The 3,698-nt window shown below is 44.2% G+C and carries 4 protein-coding genes and 1 tRNA gene; 2 read left to right on the top strand and 3 right to left on the bottom strand.

The features are described from left to right. Positions 1 to 57 precede the first annotated feature (57 nt). From SPADD19_RS08475 to rsgA, 3 genes are read right to left on the bottom strand one after another with little or no spacing between them, the layout of a single operon-like run. Positions 58 to 690: a thiamine diphosphokinase gene (locus SPADD19_RS08475; protein ID WP_061455784.1), complete on the bottom strand. Its 633-nt coding sequence runs from the start codon at positions 688 to 690 to the stop codon at positions 58 to 60. After that, on the bottom strand, positions 683 to 1,342 hold the full coding sequence (gene rpe / locus SPADD19_RS08480; RefSeq protein ID WP_061455785.1) for a ribulose-phosphate 3-epimerase: 660 nt from the start codon (positions 1,340 to 1,342) through the stop codon (positions 683 to 685). The genes SPADD19_RS08475 and rpe overlap by 8 nt, the downstream gene beginning before the upstream one ends. 14 nt (positions 1,343 to 1,356) lie before the next feature. Further along, positions 1,357 to 2,235 (bottom strand): ribosome small subunit-dependent GTPase A, encoded by an 879-nt coding sequence (gene rsgA, locus SPADD19_RS08485; RefSeq protein WP_049489308.1) that lies wholly within the window; start codon positions 2,233 to 2,235, stop codon positions 1,357 to 1,359. A gap of 306 nt (positions 2,236 to 2,541) precedes the next feature. On the opposite strand from rsgA, the gene SPADD19_RS08490 reads away from it, so the two are divergent. Together SPADD19_RS08490 and SPADD19_RS08495 are read left to right on the top strand one after the other, a co-directional pair. After that, positions 2,542 to 3,459 carry a CPBP family intramembrane glutamic endopeptidase gene (locus tag SPADD19_RS08490; RefSeq protein WP_049489309.1) on the top strand — a complete coding sequence of 306 codons (918 nt, stop codon included), beginning with the start codon at positions 2,542 to 2,544 and terminating at the stop codon, positions 3,457 to 3,459. 89 nt (positions 3,460 to 3,548) lie between these two features. Next, positions 3,549 to 3,631 (top strand) — tRNA-Leu (locus SPADD19_RS08495). Positions 3,632 to 3,698: the final 67 nt, after the last annotated feature.

A 3,698-nucleotide genomic window follows, 5' to 3' on the forward strand; every position in this document is an offset into this window, starting at 1 on the left:
AAATAGATGAGGAAGCCCAGATTGAGCAGGCCAATCAGAAGCAGAATGATATTCATATTAACCTCTGTCTTTACTATAAACAATGACAAGATAGCCACGATCTAGACTCACTTGAATCGGTTGATCCAAAAATTCATTGGAGCCATACATGGCCTTCAAAAAATAATTCTCCTGATGGAGCGGATACTTGGCCCCTGTGATCTCTAAATAGCCTTCTCCGACAGGCATAAAACCAACATAGGACATGGCTGGATCCGGCTGAATCTCATGGCAACCAGCTGGTCTGTAGATCAAGCGATTTTGACCATCGACTAATTGAATCTGCTCCATATAGGGAGTTAGGTATGGATCGGTCGGCAAAAAGATATTGGACAAGAAGTGATCCAAGCGACCGCCAAAAGCACCATAAACGGTGACAGTAGCCTCTGGATAGGCCTCAAAGACCGCTTTCAAGGCCAATTCCAAATCCGTATCGTTCTTTTCAGGGACGGATTGAACAACTTGCTTGGCTTGGGTACGGATCTTATTCAAATCGGTCTCATAGACAGAATCGAAATCCCCCACAGCTATATCTAAAGGCAGACCTTGTTCCAGTAACTTCAAACAGCCTCCGTCGACTCCTACGTAAAGCTCTTGATCTCTTGGCAAGAGCGTGCTGTCACCTCCTGCCAGTATTGCAATGTTACCCATTTACAGCATCTCGGAGCGTTTGTACGCACTCATTGACATCTCCATTAAAGACATAAGAGCCTGCTACAAAGACATTGGCCCCGGCTTCTTTGGCTTGCGAAATACTTTGGTCATCAATTCCACCATCCACTTCGATATCAAAGTCTAAGCCTTTTTCTTCACGAAGAGCGGCTAATTCGCGCACCTTGTCCATTGTTTCAGGCAAGAAGGCTTGGCCACCGAATCCTGGATTAACGGTCATAACCAAGACTTGATCCACCAAGTTCAAGACATGTTTGATACTGTCTACAGGAGTCCCTGGGTTGATCACGACACTAGCCTTCACACCCGCTTGACGAATTTTTTGAAGAGCTCCGTGAATATGGGGAGTAGCTTCCACATGGATGCTGATGATATCAGCTCCTGCACGGGCAAATTCTTCGATATGGTGTTCGGGATTGGTGACCATCAAATGGCAATCAAAGACCAACTTGCTATGTGGACGCATGCTCTCTACGACACCAGCTCCAAAGCTGATATTGGGCACAAAATGGCCATCCATGACATCGATATGGGCATAGTCAGCTCCAGCTGCTTCTAAGCGTTTCAATTCACTTTCAAAATTGGCATAATCGGCACTCAAAATTGAGGGGGCTAATTTCATTGTTTTCATTCTTGTATTGTCTCCTATTTTGGCATTTTTTTCGAAACTTTTTTATAGGTTTCGCGACGATTTTCAATCTCACTTAAAAATTGCAAGTAATCCTCATAACGGAAAGTCGCAATTTCCTCTCTTTCAACGGCTGGTTTCACCGCACAAGCGGGCTCATGCGTGTGGGTACAGGTACGAAATTTACAAGAGTGGCTCACGTCGGCGATCTCTGGGAAGGCTTGATTTAAGTCTTCACTGGTCGTCACTTCATAATCAAGGGAGGAGAAGCCAGGCGTATCTGCGATCTTTCCTCCATTTAAATGGTAAAAGCTGACAGCTCGAGTCGTGTGTCGACCGCGCCCCAGACTATCTGAAATCTCACCCGTTTCAAGCTCCAGATCCGGAGCGATTTTATTGAGCAAGGTCGATTTTCCTACACCGGTCTGTCCCATAAAGACTGTGGTTTGATTGGTCAAAAGGGGCAAGAGTTCCTCAATCGACAAGACAAAATCATAGCCAATAGCCTGGTAGATTCCTTGGTAGTAGTGGATGTCTTCCATATTTTCTAACAAGTCCAGTTTTGAAATATAGACAATGGGATGAATCCCCTTATGCTCCAAAAGAACCAGAAAACGATCTAAAAGATTGGCGTTGAAATCCGGTTCCTTAGCTGACATGATGACTACTGCCTGATCAATATTGACAATAGGAGGGCGCACGAGGCTGTTTTTTCGAGGCGCAATGCTCAAGATGTAGCCTTCTGAATTCTCTTCAGCAGAGAACTCCACCTGATCCCCCACGTAAGGAGTCTGTCCTTTTTTTCTAAAATTTCCACGAGCCCGTGTCTGGTAAATGTGCCCGTCTGACTCCACGTAGTAGAAGCCAGCCAAGGCCTTGACGATGGTTCCTTGCAAATCGTACTCCTTTGAGTTTAATACTCCTATTATACCAAAAAATGAGAAATAAGGCTGGAATGCTTGATAAGAAAATCTGGAACTAGTTTCAGCAATTTTTTTAAGGATAACAAGGAGAGAACTTGCAACCGCTTCCAAATTTAGGTATAATAAATGTGAAAAACATTCATAAATAAGTTGCATGTGGGAAGCTAGAGACAAGCATGATAGAAAGGAAGTGAAGACCAGAAACGCACCTTGTTTCAACGCTCACTTGGCTGAACAAAAAATTTTTCTTTGTTCTTCGTTTTTAGATGGAGGTTCTTTATGAGTCTTTCTTTTCTTTCTAAGCAAAATCCCTTGATTGACAATATCAAAAAGGGAAAATTTCTGACACCTTGGTTTTTGGCTCCGTTCATCTTGTATTACATCACGGAGTATATGTCACCTGTTAGTACGGCATCGACTAGCTTCTTTCTCAATAAGCAACACTGGATCCCAGACTGGTGGAATATCCTTGACCTTTGGTCCTTCCTCTATACCATCATCGCCTTCTTCCTTTGGGTTCGCTTGATTGAAAAGCGTCCTATTCGAACCATGGGATTTTCCAAAGGAAATGGGCTTTCCGAGTTTGCAAAAGGTTGCCTTGTGGGAGGCATCATGATCACAACAGTCTTGATCGTCTTTTTAGTCACAGGAAATGCCACATTCCATCGCATTCAATTTAGTATGCCATTTCTTGTATCTTGGATTTTGGTCTTGATCGGCTATATTTTCCAAACTGCGGCAGAAGAAATTTATATCCGTGGTTGGTTGATTCCAACTATCTCCTACCATACCAATGCCCTTCTAGCTATCCTGATCTCAGCTACTATGTTCTCCTACTTCCATATGAATAACAACGGTGCTTCTTGGTTCTCTACTGTTCATCTCTTCTTCTTTGGGGTCTTTACAGCAGTCTATGCCCTAAAACGCGGGAATATTTGGGGACCTTGTGGCTTCCACTTTGCCTGGAATTTCCTGATGGGAAATGTCTATGGTTTTCATGTCAGTGGCTTTGACAGCGAATCATCCTTGATGTACTTCACAACTTCAAATCACACCTTGATCACCGGTGGTGAATTTGGTCCTGAAGGGGGTATCCCGGGATTAGTGGTCTGCATCTTAGCTCTTTTATGGGCCATCTTTATCCTCAAAGATACCTCCAAGGAGCAAGATAGCCTATATCCTGCGCCATTGAAATGATCTATTGATAAAGGAACAGGAGCCACCTGTAGGCTCTCTGTTCCTTTTTTTCCTTGGCATTTTTCCTAAAAAGTGTATAATAGAACTATGCGGAGGTGGTGGAACGGCAGACACGCATGCTTCAGGCGCATGTGCCCTTTCGGGCGTGAGGGTTCAAATCCCTTTCTCCGCATCTTGGAAAGGTGGCCCAGCTCGGTACGGCACCGGACTCGAAATCCGGCAAGTGGATTTTATTCACG

The organism is Streptococcus parasanguinis (assembly GCF_001578955.1).
GTDB lineage: Bacteria > Bacillota > Bacilli > Lactobacillales > Streptococcaceae > Streptococcus > Streptococcus parasanguinis_U.